This window comes from Deinococcus multiflagellatus, assembly GCF_020166415.1.
Taxonomy (GTDB): domain Bacteria; phylum Deinococcota; class Deinococci; order Deinococcales; family Deinococcaceae; genus Deinococcus; species Deinococcus multiflagellatus.
This window is the reverse complement of record NZ_JAIQXV010000064.1, coordinates 1-948: the sequence shown is the minus strand read 5'-3', so window position 1 is coordinate 948 and position 948 is coordinate 1. Positions and strand designations below refer to the sequence as shown.

The 948-nt window shown below is 62.3% G+C and carries 1 protein-coding gene; it reads left to right on the top strand.

Annotated features, from left to right (window positions below; genetic code table 11):
* Window positions 1–948 (top strand): hypothetical protein (locus K7W41_RS23310; protein WP_224612931.1); only part of this gene is annotated, 948 nt, incomplete at both ends.

The following is a 948-nucleotide window of genomic DNA, read 5'->3' as shown; positions in this document are numbered from 1 at the left end:
TGGAGCCTCGACAGCCTGATCAACCCGTCAATCGCGATGCCAGCACGCCACACTTTCTGAGTGACCGACTGGGCATCGACCTCTTCGACGATGCCCAGTGGGAAGCAGGAGTGCAAGAGCTGACCAAGCGCATTTACGGCGTCAAGCCCCCACGCCCAGCGCGAGGCCCTGTGCCAGCCTGGATCCAGCCGGCAGGAGAGGGACCGTCAGAACCCTCTGCACTTCTTCACGCGCTGGCTACCCTTTACCGGCAGTTTCCCGCCCATCTTGATCCCCGGCATGAACTGCTCCACGGCCCAGTATCTTTCATCCTGCCAGATGCTGATGTCGAATCAAAGCTGGCTATCCACACCCTGGAACAGGGAGAATGGATCACCTGTCACGTGCTCTCCACCACGAACACGGAAGAAGGCCCTGGGACCCGGGTGAATCTCCAGGGCACACCACTCTTTTCCAGGCGCTCGCTTGAGCCCGCGTTCCGCACCGAATTGAGCACGCTGTTGGAAAGGGTTGTCCCAAATATCACCGAACTGCAGCGAGCAGACGAACTCCACGTCGCAGAGACCGCCACCCTCCAGCGCATTCCACAGGCCCTTGTCCCCGCAGAAAACCCTCCCCAACCGTCACCAGCCCAGACTGAAGCGCGCAGCGTGGTGGCCAAACTGACGCAGACCAAGTGGGGCCTGGCCGACGAATTGGACCGGCTGGTGCACGCGGGCCAACGGCAGCGGCTGGCCGAGTTGCTCTCCGCGGTGGTGACCGAGAAGGACTGGACCAAGCAGCTCCAGCGGTGGGTGGAAACCTCGTCGTTCGTGCACACCTTGCCCTGGCTCCTGGAAATTCTGATGGACACCCTCGCCGAGGACCTGACTGCCCAGCACGCAGGGGAACGCTACTACTTGGTGCGGCTGATCATCACGGCCGCCGTTGACGCGGCCCAGGGAGAAG